1 pseudogene is annotated in these 565 nt (G+C 64.6%); it reads left to right on the top strand.

From position 1 onward, the window contains the following. Positions 1 to 291, top strand: a pseudogene (locus LPA54_RS35730) (hypothetical protein); the annotation flags it as partial. Positions 292 to 565 lie beyond the last annotated feature (274 nt).

Here is a 565-nt window from a genome sequence, read left to right as displayed (position 1 = left end):
GTCTCGACCGGCGGATGCTGAGTGCCCGAACCTGCGTGTCTGGCTGAGAGCGGAAGTGGCGGCGATCCTCCGCTTCTACGCGGACGAGGAGATCGATTTCGACGTCGCCCTGCGCGAGTTGCAGACGGCAGGAGCGACTTGATGTGTTCTGCGGCTTCTTACGAGAGATCGGGAGGCGGTTGGGCAAGGTGGTGCTGATGCATCCGGAAAGGGGCCCGCAGTCATCCAGTGCTCGGATTCGATGCCGAAACAGATCGAGTCGTCCTCCTTGCGGAGCCACTGGTCAGGTGACTGCTGCTGAGGGCTGGAGAGCGCGGAAAGTGCCGTCGCGGAGCAGCACCCGGTTCAGCCTCCGAGGCGGTGTGCAAGGTGGAACAGATCTGCCAGGTGCAGTACCCGTCCGTCGAAGCCTGGGCCGGTCAGGCCGCCGGCACGGTGCCGGGCTGGTCATGCACATTTGCTGCCGCGTTGATCTGATCTGTGCCCGCCTGGGTGAGGAAGACCCACGTCCCGTAGACGCCCCACGTGAGGCCGAGCAGCGAACTCGCGGCGTAGAAGCCCATTC

The organism is Streptomyces sp. DH12, from assembly GCF_020873895.1.
Classification (GTDB): domain Bacteria; phylum Actinomycetota; class Actinomycetes; order Streptomycetales; family Streptomycetaceae; genus Streptomyces.
This window is presented reverse-complemented; position numbering and strand designations above follow the sequence as displayed.